Origin of the sequence: Pseudomonas sp. SH10-3B, from assembly GCF_019891415.1 — a bacterium.
GTDB lineage: Bacteria > Pseudomonadota > Gammaproteobacteria > Pseudomonadales > Pseudomonadaceae > Aquipseudomonas.
On record NZ_JAFLXD010000002.1, the window covers coordinates 178891 to 197976 of the forward strand.

At 60.4% G+C, this 19086-nt stretch carries 12 protein-coding genes; 7 read left to right on the top strand and 5 right to left on the bottom strand.

Features of this window, described 5'->3' with window-relative positions; genetic code table 11:
• Positions 1–27 precede the first annotated feature (27 nt).
• Positions 28–1725 (bottom strand): hypothetical protein, encoded by a 1698-nt coding sequence (locus tag J1G35_RS02790; RefSeq protein ID WP_223013339.1) that lies wholly within the window; start codon positions 1723–1725, stop codon positions 28–30.
• Between the two features lie 257 nt (positions 1726–1982).
• Between J1G35_RS02790 and mexE the strand changes: the two genes are divergently transcribed.
• Genes mexE through J1G35_RS02805 form a run of 3 tightly spaced genes read left to right on the top strand, consistent with a single transcriptional unit; the run spans position 1983 to position 7831 of the window.
• On the top strand, positions 1983–3224 hold the full coding sequence (mexE, locus tag J1G35_RS02795) for a multidrug efflux RND transporter periplasmic adaptor subunit MexE (RefSeq protein ID WP_053130485.1): 1242 nt from the start codon (positions 1983–1985) through the stop codon (positions 3222–3224).
• 15 nt (positions 3225–3239) lie between these two features.
• Positions 3240–6419, top strand: coding sequence for an efflux RND transporter permease subunit (locus tag J1G35_RS02800; RefSeq protein WP_223013341.1), 3180 nt, complete (start codon positions 3240–3242; stop codon positions 6417–6419).
• Complete coding sequence (locus J1G35_RS02805; protein ID WP_053130465.1) at positions 6416–7831, top strand: TolC family protein; 1416 nt, start codon at positions 6416–6418, stop codon at positions 7829–7831. Before J1G35_RS02800 ends, J1G35_RS02805 begins: the two co-directional genes overlap by 4 nt.
• Before the next feature lie 84 nt (positions 7832–7915).
• On the opposite strand, the gene J1G35_RS02810 is transcribed toward J1G35_RS02805, so the two are convergent.
• The 4 genes from J1G35_RS02810 to J1G35_RS02825 form a co-directional block, all read right to left on the bottom strand.
• On the bottom strand, positions 7916–8305 hold the full coding sequence (locus tag J1G35_RS02810; RefSeq protein ID WP_223013343.1) for a hypothetical protein: 390 nt from the start codon (positions 8303–8305) through the stop codon (positions 7916–7918).
• On the bottom strand, positions 8295–9242 hold the full coding sequence (locus J1G35_RS02815) for a hypothetical protein (protein ID WP_223013345.1): 948 nt from the start codon (positions 9240–9242) through the stop codon (positions 8295–8297). The genes J1G35_RS02810 and J1G35_RS02815 overlap by 11 nt, the downstream gene beginning before the upstream one ends.
• A 489-nt stretch (positions 9243–9731) precedes the next feature.
• Complete coding sequence (locus J1G35_RS02820; RefSeq protein WP_223013347.1) at positions 9732–13568, bottom strand: hypothetical protein; 3837 nt, start codon at positions 13566–13568, stop codon at positions 9732–9734.
• A 102-nt stretch (positions 13569–13670) separates the two neighbouring features.
• Positions 13671–14687 carry an AraC family transcriptional regulator gene (locus J1G35_RS02825; protein WP_053130452.1) on the bottom strand — a complete coding sequence of 339 codons (1017 nt, stop codon included), beginning with the start codon at positions 14685–14687 and terminating at the stop codon, positions 13671–13673.
• A 167-nt stretch (positions 14688–14854) separates the two neighbouring features.
• On the opposite strand from J1G35_RS02825, the gene efeU reads away from it, so the two are divergent.
• The 4 genes from efeU to efeO (J1G35_RS02845) are packed head-to-tail and all read left to right on the top strand — an operon-like array spanning position 14855 to position 19076.
• Positions 14855–15700 carry an iron uptake transporter permease EfeU gene (gene efeU / locus J1G35_RS02830; protein WP_053130449.1) on the top strand — a complete coding sequence of 282 codons (846 nt, stop codon included), beginning with the start codon at positions 14855–14857 and terminating at the stop codon, positions 15698–15700.
• A 10-nt stretch (positions 15701–15710) separates the two neighbouring features.
• On the top strand, positions 15711–16913 hold the full coding sequence (gene efeO, locus J1G35_RS02835; protein WP_223013349.1) for an iron uptake system protein EfeO: 1203 nt from the start codon (positions 15711–15713) through the stop codon (positions 16911–16913).
• 14 nt (positions 16914–16927) lie between these two features.
• Positions 16928–18232 (top strand): iron uptake transporter deferrochelatase/peroxidase subunit, encoded by a 1305-nt coding sequence (efeB, locus tag J1G35_RS02840; protein WP_223013351.1) that lies wholly within the window; start codon positions 16928–16930, stop codon positions 18230–18232.
• Between the two features lie 25 nt (positions 18233–18257).
• Complete coding sequence (efeO, locus tag J1G35_RS02845) at positions 18258–19076, top strand: iron uptake system protein EfeO (protein ID WP_131696467.1); 819 nt, start codon at positions 18258–18260, stop codon at positions 19074–19076.
• Positions 19077–19086 lie beyond the last annotated feature (10 nt).

Genomic DNA, 19086 nt, shown 5'->3' on the forward strand with positions numbered 1-19086 from the left:
GCGAATGCCAGGCAGGCCCTCGGCATTTCACATACGGTGACTGTACTCAAGCTCGTCCCCACCCATCTGTTTCCTTTCTTTCTTAGTCAGCGGCATGTGCAGGTCCACATAGCGTTCACGCACACGCTGCGCAAGCTCATGAACGTACGCCTCATCTTCGATCGCGATCATGAACAGGCGCAGGGGTAGCTCACCGGTCTCGCCACTGCCCAGAATCTGCAGCGCCTCATCAATGGTTTCGAACGGCTCACCGATGCCCGAATGGGCGTCACACAGGCCAAAACTGATAAAGCTCGCCCAATCCCACCCCGTCTCGCGCACGTCCACGGGCAGGTAAGTGCCATCCGGCTTTTTGCCCGCCGTGAGCAACAGCTGCTCCAACGCTTGAGCAGAGCTGACCGTTGGAACAGCGCAGGCCAATTGCAGGTTCGCCGACTCGTGATAGAACAGGTAATACCCTCCCCGCTGCAACGTGGAGAGCTTGGGTAGCTGGCCTTTTCTACTGCCAACATCGGCAACCCAGTCCTTTGCCCGCTTGGCTTGCAAAAGCACGGCTTTGCGACAGACCAGACCACCAATATTCAATGAAATGATTACGCCAAGATCGGCACCCAAGCGACTTTCTTCGGGGGTACCCGCCAGTTGTAACGTGCCGAGGAAAGACTGGGACATGGGGTAACCGAACTGTGGGATCTGTTTGGATGCCCAGCCCGTGAGCCAGTGTTCGACGTAGGCACTGAACCGGCCATTCAAAAGATCTTCAATAGCCGCCGCGCTGTTCAGGAACCTGGCCATTTCCTGTTCGCACTGAAACATCGCCCAGTAGATCGCCCAGAGCACATCGTTGGACAGGTGAGTGGGTGACGTTGCCAATTGGCTCAACAGTTGCCACTGATCGGCAGTTTGACGACATTGCAACAGCTCACTGGCTGGGCCGCTGTGCATGTTGGCCGCCGCCAGGCTGGCGCAAGCCGCAACAATGTTGGGAAAGCCGCCCGTCACCGCGACGCCGAAGTGATCCTGATTGGCGCGTTTGCGAATAGCTTCGGCCCCCTTGTGCAACGCGCCATAGGCTGCCATATCCGGTGTTTTTTGAAATATCAGTTGTGCCAGATAGTGGTGGGCCTGTGGCATATCTGCCTTGCGCACAGAGTCTATGACGCGGGCGAAGGTGATGGCGAAATCAGGGGCCAGCCATCCGTCCCCACTTGCGGCGGCCAACGCCTGCGTCGCCGCCAATTTGAAGTCATTCAACTGACGCTGGGCTTTAATCAGCTTCTCCAGTAGCGCCTTGAGTCTGAGCTGTTCCTCGCGCTGGGCGGCGACGTAACGGTTGTGCTGGTCGATGTCACTGTCGCGCTTCGCAGTGATGGTTGGCTCATCGAACGCCAAGACAGCCTGCTCATGCTTGAGCCGGGCGGCCTTGAGTTCACGGGACGCCTGACGCGTACCCAAAGGGTTGAGCAGCCAACCGAGCCCGTACCCTTTGCTTTTCTGCTGTTTGAACCTCTGCAGGCACTTCTGCACACGCGCCAGGGTCGGTGCCAGGGCGTCGAGGCGTTCCCTTTCGGCGCTGCGCGTACTCAGGCCGTTGATGGAGGTAACTGTCGCTTGAGCCTGGGTGATGCGCTCGGACAAGACTGTGAGGGTCCGGCTGAGCGAAAGCGAAAAAGCGTTGCTCTGTGTCCTGAGTTTCTTACGGAGCGACGTTTGGAGCGTGGTCATGAATGACTTCCTGGTCGAAATAACGGCGTGCGCCATAGTAACCATACGGCTGCCGAAATCGACGTTACTTGCACGCTGCGCAACAGTCCTTTGTCATCACGCCCATTGATAGCTCCCTAACGAAAGCCCCATGCTAGAGGGCTAATCTCGCGCTTATATCATTCCGAATGATAGTTACCTTTGCTTCATTCGATTCGTGACATACCGCCTCGCCGCGCATGATCCGCCCATCTCAAATACATTGGCGGATGCACCTCATGGAACAGTCACTCAAACATTTGCGCTTCCCCCTGGCGATCTTGGCCGTGGTGGTGATGAGCGCGTGCGGCAAGACCCCGGAACAAGCGGCCGCCATGCCTGCGGCGAAAGTCAGCGTGGCCAAGGTGCTTGAGCAGCCGGTCAACGAGTGGGATGAGTTCACTGGTCGCCTGGAAGCGCCCGAAACCGTACAGATTCGTCCACGGGTCTCTGGCCAGATTGACCAAGTCGCTTTCACCGAAGGCGCTTTGGTCAAGAAAGGCGACCTGCTGTTCCAGATCGATCCGCGTCCGTTCCAGGCCGAAGTGCGCCGCCTTGAAGCCCAGTTGCAACAAACCCGCGCCGCTGCTACCCGCAGCGACAACGAAGCCCAGCGCGGCGAACGCCTGCGCCAGAGCAATGCGATCTCCGCCGAACTGGCCGACTCGCGCACCACCGCCGCCCAGGAAGCCCGCGCCGCCGTCGCCGGGATCCAGGCGCAGTTGGACCTGGCCAAGCTGAACCTGAGCTTCACCCGCGTGACCTCGCCGATCAGCGGCCGCGTCAGCCGTGCCGAAATCACCGCCGGCAACCTGGTGACCGCCGACGTCACCGCGCTGACCAGCGTGGTCTCCACCGACAAGGTCTACGCCTACTTCGATGCCGATGAACGCGTGTACCTCAAATACACCGAGCTGGCTCGCCAAGGCCGCCGTGGCGCCACCACCCCGGTGTACCTGGGCCTGTCGAATGAAACCGGCAACCCGCACCTGGGCCAGATGAACTTCGTCGACAACCAGGTCAACCCGGCCACCGGCACCATCCGTGGTCGCGCCGTGTTCGATAACAGCAAGGGCGAATACACCCCTGGCCTGTATGCGCGCCTGAAGCTGGTCGGCAGCGGCACCTACTCGGCCGTGTTGATCAACGACGAGGCCGTCGGCACCGACCTGGGCAAGAAGTTCGTGCTGGTGATGGAAGGCGACAAGCCAGCGTACCGCGCGGTGGAACTGGGGCCGAAGATCGAAGGCTTGCGCATCGTGCGCAGCGGCCTGAACAAGGACGACACTATTATCGTCAAGGGCCTGCAACGCGTGCGCCCAGGCTCGCCGGTCGCCCCGGAAACCATCCCGATGGCCAGCCAGGAAACCCTCGCCGCCTTGGCCCAACAACGACAAGCGCTTGAAGCCAGCAACCTGGAGCAAGTGGCGCCGGAAAAAACCGCGCCCAAGCTCGCAGCCGTTGCGACTCCACGCGGTTAAGGGATACGACTCAAGATGAATTTTTCCAAGTTCTTCATTTCGCGGCCGATCTTCGCAGCAGTGCTGTCGCTGCTGATCCTGATTGCCGGTGCGATCTCGCTGTTCCAATTGCCGATCAGCGAATACCCGGAAGTGGTGCCGCCGACCGTGGTGGTGCGTGCCAACTTCCCCGGCGCCAACCCCAAGGTCATCGGTGAAACCGTAGCCGCTCCGCTGGAGCAAGCCATCACTGGCGTCGAGAACATGCTGTACATGTCCTCGCAGTCGACCGCCGACGGCAAACTGACCCTGACCATCACCTTCGCCCTGGGCACCGACCTGGACAATGCGCAGGTGCAGGTGCAAAACCGGGTGACGCGGACTCAGCCAAAACTGCCTGAGGAAGTGACACGCATCGGTATTACCGTGGACAAGGCCTCCCCCGACCTGACCATGGTGGTGCACTTGACCTCCCCGGATCAGCGCTACGACATGCTGTACCTGTCCAACTACGCGATCCTCAATATCAAGGATGAGCTGGCCCGCTTGGGCGGCGTCGGCGACGTGCAGTTGTTCGGCATGGGCGACTACTCCCTGCGCGTCTGGCTGGATCCGAACAAGACTGCCTCGCGCAACCTGACCGCGACCGATGTGGTCACGGCGATCCGCGAGCAGAACCGCCAGGTCGCGGCCGGTGCCTTGGGCGCGCAGCCTGCACCGTCTGACACCAGCTTCCAGTTGTCGGTGAATACCCAGGGCCGTCTGGTCACCGAGGAAGAGTTCGAGAACATTGTGATTCGCGCCGGCGCCAACGGCGAAATCACACGCCTCAAGGACATCGCCCGGGTCGAGCTGGGCTCCAGCCAATACGCACTGCGCTCGCTGATCGATAACCAGCCGGCCGTCGCGATACCGATTTTCCAACGCCCCGGCTCCAATGCCATCGACATCTCCAACGATGTGCGCAACAAGATGGCCGAGCTGAAAAAGAGCTTCCCGGCAGGCATGGATTACCGCATCGCCTATGACCCGACGATCTTTGTACGCGGCTCCATCGAAGCGGTGGTGCACACCCTGTTCGAAGCGCTGATCCTCGTGGTGCTGGTGGTGATCCTGTTCCTGCAGACCTGGCGCGCCTCGATCATTCCGTTGGTGGCCGTGCCGGTTTCGTTGATCGGTACCTTTGCGGTGATGCACCTGTTCGGGTTCTCGCTCAACGCGCTGTCGCTGTTCGGATTGGTACTGGCCATCGGCATCGTGGTGGACGACGCCATCGTGGTGGTGGAGAACGTCGAACGTAATATCGAGCTGGGCCTGGAGCCGTTCCCGGCGACTGAAAAAGCCATGAGTGAAGTGACCGGGCCGATCATCGCCACGGCGCTGGTGCTGTGTGCGGTGTTCATTCCAGCCGCGTTTATCAGTGGCTTGACCGGGCAGTTCTACAAACAGTTCGCCTTGACCATTGCGATCTCGACGGTGATCTCGGCGTTCAACTCGCTGACCCTGTCCCCTGCCCTTGCCGCCGTGTTGCTGCGCAGTCATGACGCACCGAAGGATCGCTTCTCGAAGGTCCTCGACAAGCTCTTCGGCGGCTGGTTGTTCCGTCCGTTCAACCGCTTTTTCGAAAAGGCCAGCCATGGCTACGTGGGCACTGTGCGCCGGGTGATTCGCGGCAGTGGGATTGCCCTGTTCGTGTACGCCGGCCTGATGGTGCTGACTTTCTTCGGATTTGCCCACACCCCGACCGGTTTCGTACCGGCCCAGGACAAGCAATACCTGGTGGCCTTCGCCCAATTGCCCGACGCTGCGAGCCTGGATCGCACCGAAAACGTGATGAAGCGCATGTCGGACATCGCCCTGAAACAGCCCGGCGTGGAAAGCGCGATCGCCTTCCCTGGCCTGTCGATCAACGGTTTCACCAACAGCCCGAACAGCGGCATCGTGTTCGTGACCTTGAAGCCGTTCGATGAGCGCAAAGACGCAAGCATGTCCGCCGGTGCGATTGCCGGTGCACTGAACGGCCAATACAGCAATATCGAAGAAGCCTACATGGCGATCTTCCCACCGCCGCCGGTACAGGGCCTGGGCACGATCGGCGGGTTCCGCCTGCAGATCGAAGACCGTGGCAACCTGGGTTATGACGAGCTGTACAAAGAAGTGCAGAACGTCATCACCAAGAGCCGTGGCGTGCCCGAGTTGTTCGGCCTGTTCACCAGCTACACGGTCAACGTGCCCCAGGTCGATGCCGCCATCGACCGCGAAAAGGCCAAGACCCACGGCGTGGCGATCAGCGACATCTTCGACACCCTGCAGGTTTACCTGGGCTCGTTGTATGCCAACGACTTCAACCGCTTCGGGCGTACCTATCAGGTCAATGTGCAGGCTGAGCAACAGTTCCGCCAGGACTCCGACCAGATCGGCCAGCTGAAAGTGCGCAACAACAAAGGCGAGATGATCCCGTTGGCGACCTTTATCAAGGTCAGCGACACCTCGGGCCCGGACCGCGTGATGCACTACAACGGCTTTATCACCGCTGAAATCAACGGCAACGCGGCACCGGGCTACAGCTCTGGCCAGGCCCAGGTGGCGATTGAAAAACTGTTGAAGGATGAATTGCCCAACGGCATGACCTACGAGTGGACCGACCTGACCTATCAGCAAATCCTCTCGGGCAACACCGCACTGTTCGTGTTCCCGCTCTGCGTACTGCTGGCGTTCCTGGTACTCGCCGCCCAATACGAAAGCTGGAGCCTGCCGCTGGCGGTGATCCTGATCGTACCGATGACGCTGCTGTCGGCCATCACCGGGGTGATCATCTCGGGCGGCGACAACAACATCTTCACCCAAATCGGCCTGATCGTACTGGTGGGCCTGGCGTGTAAGAACGCGATTCTGATCGTCGAGTTCGCCAAGGACAAACAGCAGGAAGGCCTCGACCCGCTCGCCGCGGTACTGGAAGCCTGCCGCCTGCGTCTGCGGCCGATCCTGATGACCTCGTTCGCCTTCATCATGGGTGTGGTGCCACTGGTGTTGTCCAGCGGTGCCGGTGCCGAGATGCGGCATGCCATGGGCGTGGCGGTGTTCTCCGGGATGATCGGTGTGACCTTCTTCGGTCTGTTGCTGACGCCAGTGTTCTACGTACTGATCCGTCGCTATGTAGAGCGCAGCGAAGCGCGCAAAGCGGCCAAGGCCTTGAAGCTGGAGACACAGCAATGAGTGTGAAAGTATTCCTGCCGAGCTTGCTGGTACTGGCGCTGAGCGCCTGTGCCGTGGGCCCGGACTACAAGACCCAGACCCCGGAGGCGGCGAACATTACCGCCGCCGCGGATGCCAAGCAGTATGACCACGCCAAGTTCGAAGGCATCTGGTGGCAGCAGTTCGACGATCCGACCCTCAACCAGTTGGTCACGCAATCGCTGCAAGGCAACCGGGATCTGCGCGTGGCGTTTGCCCGTCTGCGGGCCGCGCGGGCGATCCGTGATGACGCCAGCAACGACGCCATGCCGACAATTACCAGTCGCGTCAGCAGTGACCAGGGCAAGGGCCAGATACCCGGCCAGACCACCAGCCGGGTCAAGACCGAGCGTTACGACCTGGGCCTGGACATGGCCTGGGAACTGGACCTGTTCGGGCGTATCCAGCGCAACCTGGAAGCCACCGACGCCGACCAGCAAGCCGCCGAGGCCGACCTGTACCAACTGCAAGTCACCATGATTGCCGAACTGGTGGACGCCTACGGCCAACTGCGTGGCGCGCAACTGCGTGAACGCATCGCCCTCGACAACCTGAAGAACCAGCAGGACTCGCGCACCATCACCGTCAGCCTGCGCGACGCCGGTGTGGGTGACCAACTCGACGTGGAGCGTGCCGACGCACGCCTCGCAGCAGTGGAGGCCAGCGTGCCGCAACTGCAAGCCGAACAGGTGCGTGAGCGCAACCGCATCGCCACCCTCCTCGGCCAGCGCCCCGACAAGCTGACCGTGGACCTGGGCCCGAAAGACCTGCCGGCGATTGCCAAGGCATTACCGATCGGTGACCCAGGGCAACTGCTGCAACGGCGCCCGGACATCCTCAGCGCCGAACGCAAACTGGCCGCCGCCACCGCGCGCATCGGCGTGGCCAAGGCCGACCTGTTCCCACGGGTCAGCCTCAGCGGCTTCCTCGGCTTTACCGCCGGGCGCGGTTCGCAGATCGGTTCGTCCGCCGCAAATGCCTGGGCCCTGGGCCCGAGCATCACCTGGGCCGCCTTCGACCTGGGCAGCGTACGTGCCCGGCTGCGTGGCGCAGACGCCGAAGCCGACGGCGCCCTGGCAAGCTACGAGCAACAAGTGCTGCTGGCGCTGGAAGAATCCGAGAATGCCTTCAGTGATTACGGCAAGCGTCAGCAACGCCTGGTCTCGCTGATCCGTCAAAGCGAATCCAGCCGTGCCGCCGCCGACCTCGCCGCGATCCGCTACCGCGAAGGTACCGTGGACTTCCTCGTCCTGCTCGACGCGCAACGCGAACGCCTGGCCGCCGAAGACTCCCAGGCCCAGGCCGAAGTGGACCTGTATCGCGGGATTGTGGCGATCTACAAGGCGCTGGGGGGTGGCTGGAAGCCAGACACCGTCGTAGCGACTGCCAAGTAACGTAAAGAGCTCCTTTGGTTGGTCGCATCCAGCCAATTTTTAGCCCCGTGGTCCATTCGGTCATGGGGCTTTTTTTGGTTTTAATTACGCGCTTAGCCATTTGTAAAAGGTGTCGGCTATGGCAACCGACATAAAAATTATTCCCCCAATAGTCATTCCCTGAAGTACACGCTTTAGACCGCGGGGGAAATCCTGCACTTGCTGCCGGTCCACGGTACCGCGCTTTATATTCCACCACGGCATTGCAACCGTCGACATCACGACACACAGACGAACCATTCTTCCTCGAATCGAGTTGCCCCAGAACCCTTTACTAAAGGTGACAAGCTTGCATTTACTTAAACGCGTCTCCATTTCATCCAATCGTCGATACGCTAGGAAAACGCTTAATATATTGAAAACAAGGGCAATAAACAGGATGCCCGCACTAAACCAGAACTTCATAGGAAGGTTGAGTAAGCGGTCAATATTCATATATTTTTTCTCCTAGGTGCTCACCGAGCTCCCCCCCATAACTCCCCATAACTGCACCTCCGGTTCCACCGGCGATCAACAAGCAACTCAATGACACAGGCCCAGTTGTAATGCCCAATACGGTTACGCATAGGACTGTCGCGATGGTCCCGCCTGCCATCCCACCCAAAACACCTCCGCCCAGCTTACCCACCTCCACATACTTCGCCTTACTACACTGCTCCTCCCTCCCCGTTGAACACGCCTCCTTGATCTCCAGCGCAGTAGATGCAGTACTCAAGGCAATCCCCAACGGCGTCCCGGCTTTAAGCACCTTCGCCGTCCTGGCAATCTTCGTAATCCTCTCGGCATACCGACTGATCGCTCCGGTATGCAGATAGCTCCTGGTGGAAATCCCCAGCATCTTCTTGATCGATCCGTCATTACGCAAGCCGGTGCCGTAACGGGCGAACCCACGCATTTGCTTTTCCAGTTGGGTAAACAAAACCTGGCGACGTGCCAGGAACTCATCGCGCGCAGCACCGCCGCCTCGGCGCAGGGACTGTTTGTGCAAGGCGTCAATGTCTTCCAGGGTCTTGGCGATGTCCTTCAAGTGCCGACTCCACGCATCGCCCGCCGTTCCGACGCCGAGCGAGGTGTAGCCCAGCAAACGCTGCAACAGGTCATAGTTCTGCAAAGCAAACTCAGCTCCGCCTTCGGCCATTACGCTATGGCGAATGTCCCATGCAGACTGCATCAACCGCGACTCTTGCGGCGTGCACATGGCCGTCGAGTCGTCTCCGATGATCACCAGTTGGCCCGGTAGAACCACTACGTTGCGGATATGGCTGTTGAGTAAGTCGAACTTCTTGGCGGCGGGTCCGCTCAGGTCAAGACGGGCCTTGAGTTCGGTCGACGTTTGTTGGCGTTCGTTGATGAACGCATAGGGCTGAGGCATCTGCAGCTCCATCGAATAGAAAGAACTGCGAAATCTAAGTAACGCTCAGTGGAGATGTCGTGATTTTACCGGGCGAATTTGCCGGCTATTTTTCACTTTAGGAAATGGGCTACGCGGTGAATTCCAATATATGTCAGGCATTGCACTTTTTTTGGACATTTATGGGGGCGTTTTGGCGGCCGACTTGCAGATGGACTAACGGAATATTGATAGCTCGGAGACGTGAAAACACATTCAGGAAGTGCCCGTCTCGTAAAGTCGATTTTTCCGACATCTCGCTGCCGAAACCCCGCTCGCCCGGGACGCCTGTTTCAGCCTGCACGGCGTGGTCATTGGCTTTGAGCGCCAGTCCGGCTCCAACGACCAGGCCAGTTATCCATACTGATAAAGCTGGGCGCATCCAGCCATTCCCAACCTCCCGATCATTTCGCCGAAGTCGATCTGCGATTCATCCAAGCCGTTTTTACCCTATGCATTCGAACATGCGCTTCAATGCCACTTGAACACCTCTTGAACAACATCACTCACAGTCCGCGGTGCTTGACGACCGTGCACCACCGGCCGGGGGACCCGCTCCAGCACCTGGACGATGTTGCCCGTCTGGTCGTGGCGCATCAGTACAAAGCGCGGCAAAGGAGCGCTGCTGACTGCACGCTTGCGAATGATTCTGACGGGCAAGTGTTCGGTAATCACGCCGCCATTGGCCTTGGCCTTGTCCAGTGCCTGTTGAATCGCCTTCACATTTTCCTCGTACAACGCCCGGTTGTTTTTAGCCTGGTCCAGCAACGCAATGCCGAACAGGGTCGAGTCGGCGTTATGCGCCTGGGGCGTCTTGGCGAACAAGCTCAAGGTCGCCTCCTGCACCTCGTCACCCAAGTGGCGAAAATGTTTGGGGTCCGTGGTGTTGCCCAGGTTGAGCAGGTCTGCAATGTCCTCGCGTCCGCCTTTGATCGCGCCGGAATAGACATAATCCTCATCGCCGGGGAAACCATGGGCCTGCTCGTGGATCAGGGTGTTGGCCATGGCGTCGTCGCTACGCCCCATGTAGCGGTAATAGTGCGTGGCGCCGTCCACATTCACTTCAATGTATTTTTCCTGAAGGTTGCCTGCTTTGTAGCGGCTATAGGACGACGGCAGGAGTTGGGCCTGCCACTCCGTGCCCTCGTTTTCGAGGAAATTGATGTTGGAAAGATCGAGCTTATCCAAATCCACTTTCATCGTGCGCTGCTTGCGCGCAAAGGCCGCCAAGGCTTCCTCGGAATCCGCGCCGAAGAAGGTTTTGCAGACGAATTTAAGGTCTTTTTCGAACTCAGGATCGGACAACGTACTCAAGGCGCCATTGAGTCGCTCCCGGGCGATGGGCAGTGCTCGTTCAATGGCTTGGCGGCTTTGTTCAAGCGCAGGTGTCGCGGTGGTCGCTTCGGCAGTTTTCAGGATCGGCAGTTGAGCCGAATCGTGTGGACGCGATTGCTCACCCTCAACGGATGGCCTGCGCATTTTCCGGGGACGTTCAGTGGCAACCGGCTGGGCATTCAGTTGCTCCTTCATCGTGGTCTTCCAGGTCGCACGGAGCTCACCCAACGGTCTGTCCAGACGATGAACACTGCGGCTGCTCAACCATTCGTAACCTTCCCGTAACGGTTGCTCCAAACCCGCAACAGGATTGAACAGGTTATTGCTCAGCGTGCCGAACGCTCTAGTAGCCGCCGACACCTTGGACGATAGGGTTTCTGCCCGCCCGATAGCCTGCGCCCCTTCAACCACCTCGCCAGCGACCACGGACCCCATCATCACGGCGTCGAGCGCACAGCCGGTAAGCGCGCCCAGGTCGGTCTTTACACGACCGGAGGCGATGTCGTCGTAGCATCCCTTAAACGGAATAAGCAGGTCTTCAATGGTCGTTACCGCTTTCTGCGTACGCGCCGCGAAACGCTCGCGCGGCGTCGCACCCATGGCGGAGTCCAGGAGGTCCTGGCGATTGAGCACCAGATCATGGCGCCGCACATAGGCGGCAAAATCCCTGGTTTTCTGCGAAAAATAACCGCCGTCTGCCAACGATCCGCGCCCGCTGCCGGCCGGCAGGGTTTCGCGCAAGGCTCGTATCTGTACCTGGGACTCCCCAGCCCCATGGCCATCGGCATGGGATTGCAGTTTTGTCACCCACACACGGGGCACGACCGCTTCGCCTTGGGCCAGTGTCTTCAGGAATGCGGGACGCTCGAAGTACTCGCCCCTCTGGGGCCAAAACTCGAAACACCTTGCGTCCTCACCCTGTCCCGCCTGGACGATAAAACCATAGCGCCCCTTGACCCGTTCCGTTTGTTCATCGGCACCGTTGATGGACTTTCCCTCAGCGGTGATGGACTCGCCCTCCACCCGGTAAAACGTCAGTTCTTCTCGCTCCAGCACTTGTCGGTCCTGATGGGGCATTTTGCTGAAAAGGTCCTTGAGACGTGTCGTGATGGCCGAACTGAACGCGTCGACACCCGACCTTACAGACCGATTGAGCTCGTCTTTGGTAAACCGAAGCCGATTAAAACCCGCTTGCAGATCAGCGAGGTCCCCGCCCAATGCTGTCGTCGTCCCGCCAAAGGGACCTTTGGCCACTTTTTGCGCATACTCACCGCTCTTCAGCACCCCCATCATATGCAGGTCGATCAAGCTCAATTCATGCGAGGGATCAGCCATGAAAAAGGGCATCGGATAAGTGTCTCTTTGCACGGGCTTGTCCAGGTCCCGTTCCGGGAACACCGCCTTGAGGTCCGGTTGGGCCAAGGCTCTGCGCGTCACGGGCAGGGTCTGCAGAGCCGCCGTGGCCTTTTCAGTGGTCTCGATATAGTTTTTGTATTTCTCAGCGCTCTTGCGCAGATCTTCCACGGTGTAACGGTCATCCGCACGGCGCGCGATCACCCCGTTGAGCACGCTCCAATCCAGCAACGGATCGGCCTCGGCCGCCTGGAACAACGGCACCAGTGCGGGTGTGGGAGGCTGGAGAAGCGCGCGCTCCAGCACTTGAGCATACGTCAGGGTCCGACTCGATCCTGGCGCGTGCATTTCAAGCAGGGCAACGGTTTTCCTCAACACCAGCCAGGCGGGAGAACCGATGTGCAGGGTGTCAGGGATATCCCGCACCAGAAATTCCGGCGCGGCAGTCGCCAGGAATAAATGGCTCACCATGTCCACGGCGTCCGGATGCACGCCCTTGCTGCGCATCAGGTGCATATGCAGGTCTTCGCGGACATCGGCCATCTTGAGCCCGGTATTTTGTACCGAGTACAGGTCATAACCCGCCACGTGGTTTCGCTGCTGCCCCAGGTGCGGATCAATGCGTAACAGGTGCGCGGTGATCAGCAACTGATTGAATTGCTGTTCGCGAAAACCATCGCGGGACACCTTCAACCCCTCCAGCAAACGATGCTGGCGATACGCATTGAGCTTTTTCTGGGAGCGTAACAGTCTAAGCATGTGCGCATCGACGTTACCGGAAAGAGACTGCTGCTTATCCAGCCACTGCGGGCCGACGAAGCGGTCAAAGGCCTCAACCAGCGTTTTGCGGTCTTGCAGGCTCAGTCTCAGAGGCGAGTCCAGCCCCAGCCAAGGCCCGGTGTAGTTGCCCATCGGCGGGCTGGACGGTAACGGATGACGCTGCCAGCCAATCAGATTGCGAATGTCCTTGACCGAGCGGGGTACGTCCTGCCCGTCTGCTTTGGGTAGCATCACGCGCAGTGTCTGCAACGCGTCGACCTCGCCCGTGGAGTGCAGAATATGGCCGGTGTTCTGCGCGATTTTCAGCAGCCGGTCGAAGCGTTTCTTCAAGTCTGGCTGGGCTGATACGGCGCCGCTCAGATCGATCCAGCGCCCTGCACTGCCCAATGCCTCCAAACGTCCATCGAAGAGGCGTAGAGGGGCGGTTTGGCGGTCGATTCCATATTCGCGCCAGACCCCCTGCATGCCTGGACGATTCGCCAAAGCGCCCAGGGCCTTGCGCCCACGCTGGACGTCGGTAGCCAGCGCAGATCCGGTGACCGTTGAGAAACGGATGTCAGCGAGGTCGATACTGTCCTGATCCGCCTTGCCCTGCACCCAGTGCTCCAAGGCCACGATCCAGCGTTCTTGATTGCGGGCATTGAGTACCGCCTTGTCGAGCATGGCTTGTGAAAAATCGCTGATGCCCTGCAATTGGCCTGGGATGTGATGGACCAGCGTCGAAGCGCGCAGCCAGGGCTCCGGACGGATGACCTCAAGGGAACGATCTGGCTGAATGCCGGTGACGGAGGACAGGGGACCCACTACAACAGGTTCAGCCGTAGCAACGACCTTGTGCATCAGGGGGGCTCGCTTTCAAAATTTGAAGAGCGTCTACCCTGCCCCGGAAAACGAATGGATGGGATCGGAAAAATCTTGGCCGTCAGCAGTCCAATGCGCCGTTCAACGGGATTCCCCCAGGATCAAGCTGCGGTAATGCCCAGGATTGGACCCCACCCACTTACGGAACGCCTTGTAGAACGAACTGGCATCGGCAAACCCCAGCCGCGCTGCAATTTCGGCGAAGCTGATCTGCGGTTCAGCCAGCCACACAATCGCCAGTTCCTTGCGCACGCTGTCCTTGAGCCCCTGATAGCTCTGCCCTTCTTCCGCCAGGCGGCGGCGCAACGTGGAAGCGGAGATGCACAGCGTGGCCGCGAGGCCCTCGGTTTCAGGCCAGGTCTCGGGGGGCATTTGGCGCAGGTCATGCTTGATACGGGTGGCCAGGCTGTCGGGGTCGCGGTATTTGACCAGGATGTTGGCGGGCGCGTGGGCGAGAAAACGCTTGAGCTCTTCGGCAGTGCGTTTGATCGGCAGGTCCAGGCACTCGGCGGAGAAGATCATGCGCGTGCGCGGCCGATCAAAACGCAGGTTGTCAGAGAACATCACCCGGTAATCGTCACAAAAATCCGGCTGCGGGCAACGCAACTCGATCGCCAGGATCGGGATGCGCCGCCCTGCCAGCCAACAAGCGACGCCGTGCACGATCATCCAGTAGGTGAAATAGGTGAAGGCGCGATTGGGTTCAGGCTCGGGTTCGTGCAACACGATTTCCGCCAGGCTTTGTTGACGCACCAGTTGGGCTGGCAGGTGTTCGAGCATCAGCGAGAGGAAACCCAAGGCGGTTTCCAGACCGGCCGCCAGGCTCGGTTGCGCCATGGCGGCGCGACAGAGGAACGCGAGGCTGCCGGACTTGAGCGCGCGCGGGTCCATGCCGAAGAACTCATCGTCCCGACGCCTTGCCAGCAGACGCCACAACCGTGCGTAGGCGGTGGCCGGAACACGGGCGTCGGGTTGCTCCAGCAGTGCCGGATCGATCCCGACCTTGCTCAAGGCTTCGACGGTGGCCGCCCCAGGCGCGCAGCTCTGCAGCAAGGCTTCACGCACGAGGTGGAGGGAGATGGTGTCTTTTTCCGACATGGGACGTTGGGCAATCCGGCGGCACTCTAGATGCCGTGCATCATAAGGTGGCTTGCGATTCGCCACCACCGTTCAGCCATTGTTCAGCAATCGTCAAGATTTCCTGTTTAGCAATGAGTATCATTATGTTACAACTTAGCTTCCTATCTACTTAGCTGCGGTGCCCGATGCTTGTTCCCTTTTTAATCATGCTGCGCGAAGGCATTGAAGCCGCGCTGATCGTCGGCATCATCGCCAGCTACCTGCAACAGACCGGCCGTGGCCAATGGATGCCCGCCGTGTGGATCGGCGTGTTTCTTGCCGCTGCGCTGGCCTTGCTGGTGGGCGGTGGCCTGGAACTGGTCAGTGCTGAATTTCCGCAAAAGCAGCAAGAGTTGTTTGAAGGCGTCGTCGGTCTGGTCGCCGTGGGCATTCTCAGTTCCATGGTGTTCTGGATGCGCAAGGTCGCGCGCTCCATCAAGCATTCGCTGCACGAATCCCTTGATCACGCGTTGGCCGGCTCCAAACACCAAGTGACCGCGCTGATCCTGATGGTGTTTTTTGCCGTGGCCCGCGAAGGCCTGGAAACCGTGTTTTTCCTGCTGGCCGTGTTCCAGCAGAGCGAAGGGCCAGGCGCACCGATTGGCGCCCTGCTCGGCCTGATCCTGGCGATCATCGTCGGCTTCCTGATCTACAGCGGCAGCATGCGATTGAACCTCGGCGCGTTTTTCCGCTGGACAGGCCTGTTCATCCTCGTGGTGGCCGCCGGCATCCTGGCCAACTCGGTGCAGGCCCTGCACGAAGCAGGCGTGTGGAACCACTTGCAGACCGTGCTGTTCGATTTCAGCGCCGTGCTGCCGATGGACAGCCCGCTCGGTTCGGTGCTGGCCGGCATGTTCGGCTACCAGGAAGCCCCGACCATCAGCACCCTTGGCGCCTACCTGATCTACCTGGTGGTGGCACTGGTGATGTTCTTCCTGCCTGCGGCACCGGCCAAGCCGGCCGCCACATCTTCTTCCGTTTCCAGCCAGTAAGGACCGTCCTTTGTCCAACCCAACTCCCCAACCGGCTTCGCCACCCCGCGCCCTGCGCTGGGCCGTGGCGGGCTCGGTGGTCGTGATGATCGCCGCCGGTGGCCTGTTCTATTACGCCTCGCAACTGGCGGCCAGCAAGCGCCAGACCAACCACAATGAAATCGCCGTGACCATCCATGGCCACGCCTGCGAGCCCAATGCATTGACCGTTCCGGCCGGGCGCGCGAGCTTTCGCATCATCAACCGTTCCGACCGCGCGGTGGAATGGGAAATCCTCGACGGCGTGCTGGTGGTCGAAGAGCGCGAAAACATCGCCCCCGGCCTGAGCCAGGTAATCAACGCCAACCTGTTGCCCGGGGACTATGCGATCACCTGCGGCCTGTTGAGCAACCCGCGCGGCACCCTGCATGTGACGCCGACCGCTGAATCCGATGCCCAGGCCAAGGCCAAGCCGTCGATGGTGGCGTTTATCGGCCCGCTGTCGGAATTTCGCGTCTACCTGAGCAGCCAAGGCAGTGCCTTGGTCAAGGCGGTGACCGCCCTGCAACAGGCCATCGACGCCGGCGACCTCACCCAGGCTCAAGCGCTGTACGTGCCGGCCCGTGAGGCTTACCAGCGCCTGGCCCCAGCGTCCCAACGCCTGGCCGAGTTGGACAACGCCATCAACGCCCGTGCCGACTACTTTGAAAAGCGTGAGCAAGACCCGGCCTTCAGCGGCTTCCATCGCCTTGAATACAGCCTGTTCCAGCAACGCAGCCTTGATGGCCTGGCGCCGATTGCACAGCGCCTGGTAACGGATGTCACCACCCTCAAACAGCAGTTATTGGCGCAGTCGCTGCCGCCGGAACAACTGGTGAGCATCGTGGTGCGCAACCTCAACAGCCTGGCGGACGTCCGCGCCATCAGCGGTGAAGAAGAGCGCTACAGCCACGTCGACCTGAACGGTTTCGCCGCCAACCTGGAGGCCGCGCACAAGGTGGTCGAGCTGATGCGTCCGCTGCTGACCAAGTCTGCCGCCGAGCTGCTGCCGACAGTCGACAGCGCCCTCGCCGCCTTCGATGCCGAGCTCCAGGGTTTCAAGCTCGACAAAGGCTACGCCACGTACGACAGCGTTACCGCCGATCAGCGCAAGCAGATCGCCGACAAGGCCAAGGCTCTGGCCGCCGCACTCGATGGAATCGACCCCGCCCTTGGCCTCTCCGGCCTGCAGTGAAGACGACCGCACACATGAGTGATTCAGAACAGTTTTCAGCACAACGCCGCCGTGTCCTCTTGGGCATGGCCGCCACCGGTGCTGCCATCGCCGGCAGCACCCTGACCTGCCCGGCCATGGCGGCGGCAGCCGAGCAAGTCACCACCGCACCGCGCAGCGACAAGACCCAGGACCACCACGATTTCTTCGGCAAGCACCAAAGCGGCATCGTCACCCCGCGCCCGGCCTGCGGCATGCTCGTGGCGTTCGATGTCCTGGCCAGCGACCGCGAAGACCTGGAGCGTCTGTTCCGCACCTTGAACGAGCGCATCGGCTTCCTGATGACCGGCGGCACCGTGCCCCAGGTCGACCCGAAACTGCCGCCCACCGACTCCGGCATCCTCGGCCCGGTGGTCACGCCGGATAACTTGACCATCACTGTATCGGTCGGCGAATCGCTGTTCGATGAGCGTTTCGGCCTGGCTGCCGTCAAACCCAAGCGCCTGAGCCGCATGGTCGGTTTTCCCAACGACGCACTGGAGCCGGCGCAGTGCCATGGCGACCTGAGCCTGCAGTTCAGCTCCAACACCCCGGACACCAATATCCACGCCCTGCGCGACATCGTGAAAAACCTGCCCGACCTGCTGCTGGTGCGCTGGAAACAGGAAGGCAGCGTGCCGCCCCAGGCGCCGAGTAAACCCGGAGAGCCGGCGCAGAGCGCGCGCAACTTCCTCGGTTTCCGCGACGGCTCGGCCAACCCGAACTCCAACGACAACCAGGCCATGGACCAGATTGTATGGGTCCAACCTGGCAGCGACGAACCGGCCTGGGCCGCCAATGGCAGCTATCAGGCGGTGCGGATTATCCGCAACTTCGTCGAACGCTGGGACCGCACGCCCCTGCAAGAGCAAGAAAGCATCATCGGCCGCGTCAAGACCACCGGCGCGCCCATGGATGGCCAGAAAGAATCCCAGGTGCCCGACTACAGCAAGGACCCGCAAGGCAAGCTGACCAAGCTCGATGCCCATATCCGCCTGGCCAACCCGCGCACACCGCAGACCCAGGCCAACCTGATCCTGCGCCGGCCGTTCAACTACTCCAACGGCGTCAATAAAAACGGTCAGCTGGACATGGGGCTGTTGTTCATCTGCTACCAGGCTGACCTGGAGAAAGGCTTTATCAGCGTGCAAACGCGGCTCAACGGCGAGCCCCTGGAGGAATACCTCAAGCCGGTCGGCGGCGGGTACTTCTTCACCTTGCCGGGGGTCACCGGACCTAAGGATTTCATTGGGCGCACGCTGCTCGCTGCCACGCACCCTCAAACCACTGCCAACACCTAAACCACACCAGAGCGGAAAACGTCCCATGAAGAAGTCGACTATCGCGTTGTCGTTGTTAATGACCCTTTCGCCGCTGGCAGCGTTTGCCGCTACCGCACCATTGGACCTGGTAGGCCCGGTGTCGGACTACAAGATCTACGTGACCGAGGAAATCGGCGAGCTGGTCACCCAGACCCAGGCGTTCACCGACGCCATCAACAAAGGCGACCTGGCCACCGCCAAGAAGCTTTACGCCCCGACCCGTGTGCACTATGAATCCATCGAGCCGATCGCCGAGCTGTTCAGCGACCTGGATGCGTCCATTGACTCGCGTGTCGACGACCACGAAAAAGGCGTAACCGCCGAAGACTTCACCGGGTTCCACCGCATCGAGTACGCGCTGTTCTCGCAGAACTCGACCAAGGGCCTGGAAGCGCTGACGGCCAAGCTCAATACTGACGTCAACGACCTGAAAACCCGTGTCGACGGCCTGACCTTCCCGCCGGAGAAAGTCGTCGGCGGGGCGGCGGCGCTACTCGAAGAAGTCGCCGCCACCAAGATCTCCGGTGAAGAAGACCGCTACAGCCACACCGACCTGTATGACTTCCAGGGCAACATCGACGGCGCGAAGAAAATCGTCGACCTGTTCCGTGGCCAGATTGAGAAGCAGGACAAGGCGTTCCTGGCCAAGGTCGACAAGAACTTCGCCGCCGTGGACAAGATCCTGGCCAAGTACAAGACCAAGGACGGTGGCTTCGAGACCTACGACAAGGTCAAGGAAAACGACCGTAAGGCGCTGGTGGGCCCGGTCAACACCCTGGCCGAAGACCTGTCGACCCTGCGCGGCAAGCTCGGCCTGAACTGATCTCACCTCC

Excerpts from the sequence above, each read along its gene's own strand:
- J1G35_RS02790 (WP_223013339.1), bottom strand. The coding sequence starts at position 1,725 with ATGACCACGCTCCAAACGTCGCTCCGTAAGAAACTCAGGACACAGAGC.
- mexE (WP_053130485.1), top strand. The coding sequence starts at position 1,983 with ATGGAACAGTCACTCAAACATTTGCGCTTCCCCCTGGCGATCTTGGCC.
- J1G35_RS02800 (WP_223013341.1), top strand. The coding sequence starts at position 3,240 with ATGAATTTTTCCAAGTTCTTCATTTCGCGGCCGATCTTCGCAGCAGTG.
- J1G35_RS02805 (WP_053130465.1), top strand. The coding sequence starts at position 6,416 with ATGAGTGTGAAAGTATTCCTGCCGAGCTTGCTGGTACTGGCGCTGAGC.
- J1G35_RS02810 (WP_223013343.1), bottom strand. The coding sequence starts at position 8,305 with ATGAATATTGACCGCTTACTCAACCTTCCTATGAAGTTCTGGTTTAGT.
- J1G35_RS02815 (WP_223013345.1), bottom strand. The coding sequence starts at position 9,242 with ATGCCTCAGCCCTATGCGTTCATCAACGAACGCCAACAAACGTCGACC.
- J1G35_RS02820 (WP_223013347.1), bottom strand. The coding sequence starts at position 13,568 with ATGCACAAGGTCGTTGCTACGGCTGAACCTGTTGTAGTGGGTCCCCTG.
- J1G35_RS02825 (WP_053130452.1), bottom strand. The coding sequence starts at position 14,687 with ATGTCGGAAAAAGACACCATCTCCCTCCACCTCGTGCGTGAAGCCTTG.
- efeU (WP_053130449.1), top strand. The coding sequence starts at position 14,855 with ATGCTTGTTCCCTTTTTAATCATGCTGCGCGAAGGCATTGAAGCCGCG.
- efeB (WP_223013351.1), top strand. The coding sequence starts at position 16,928 with ATGAGTGATTCAGAACAGTTTTCAGCACAACGCCGCCGTGTCCTCTTG.
- efeO (WP_131696467.1), top strand. The coding sequence starts at position 18,258 with ATGAAGAAGTCGACTATCGCGTTGTCGTTGTTAATGACCCTTTCGCCG.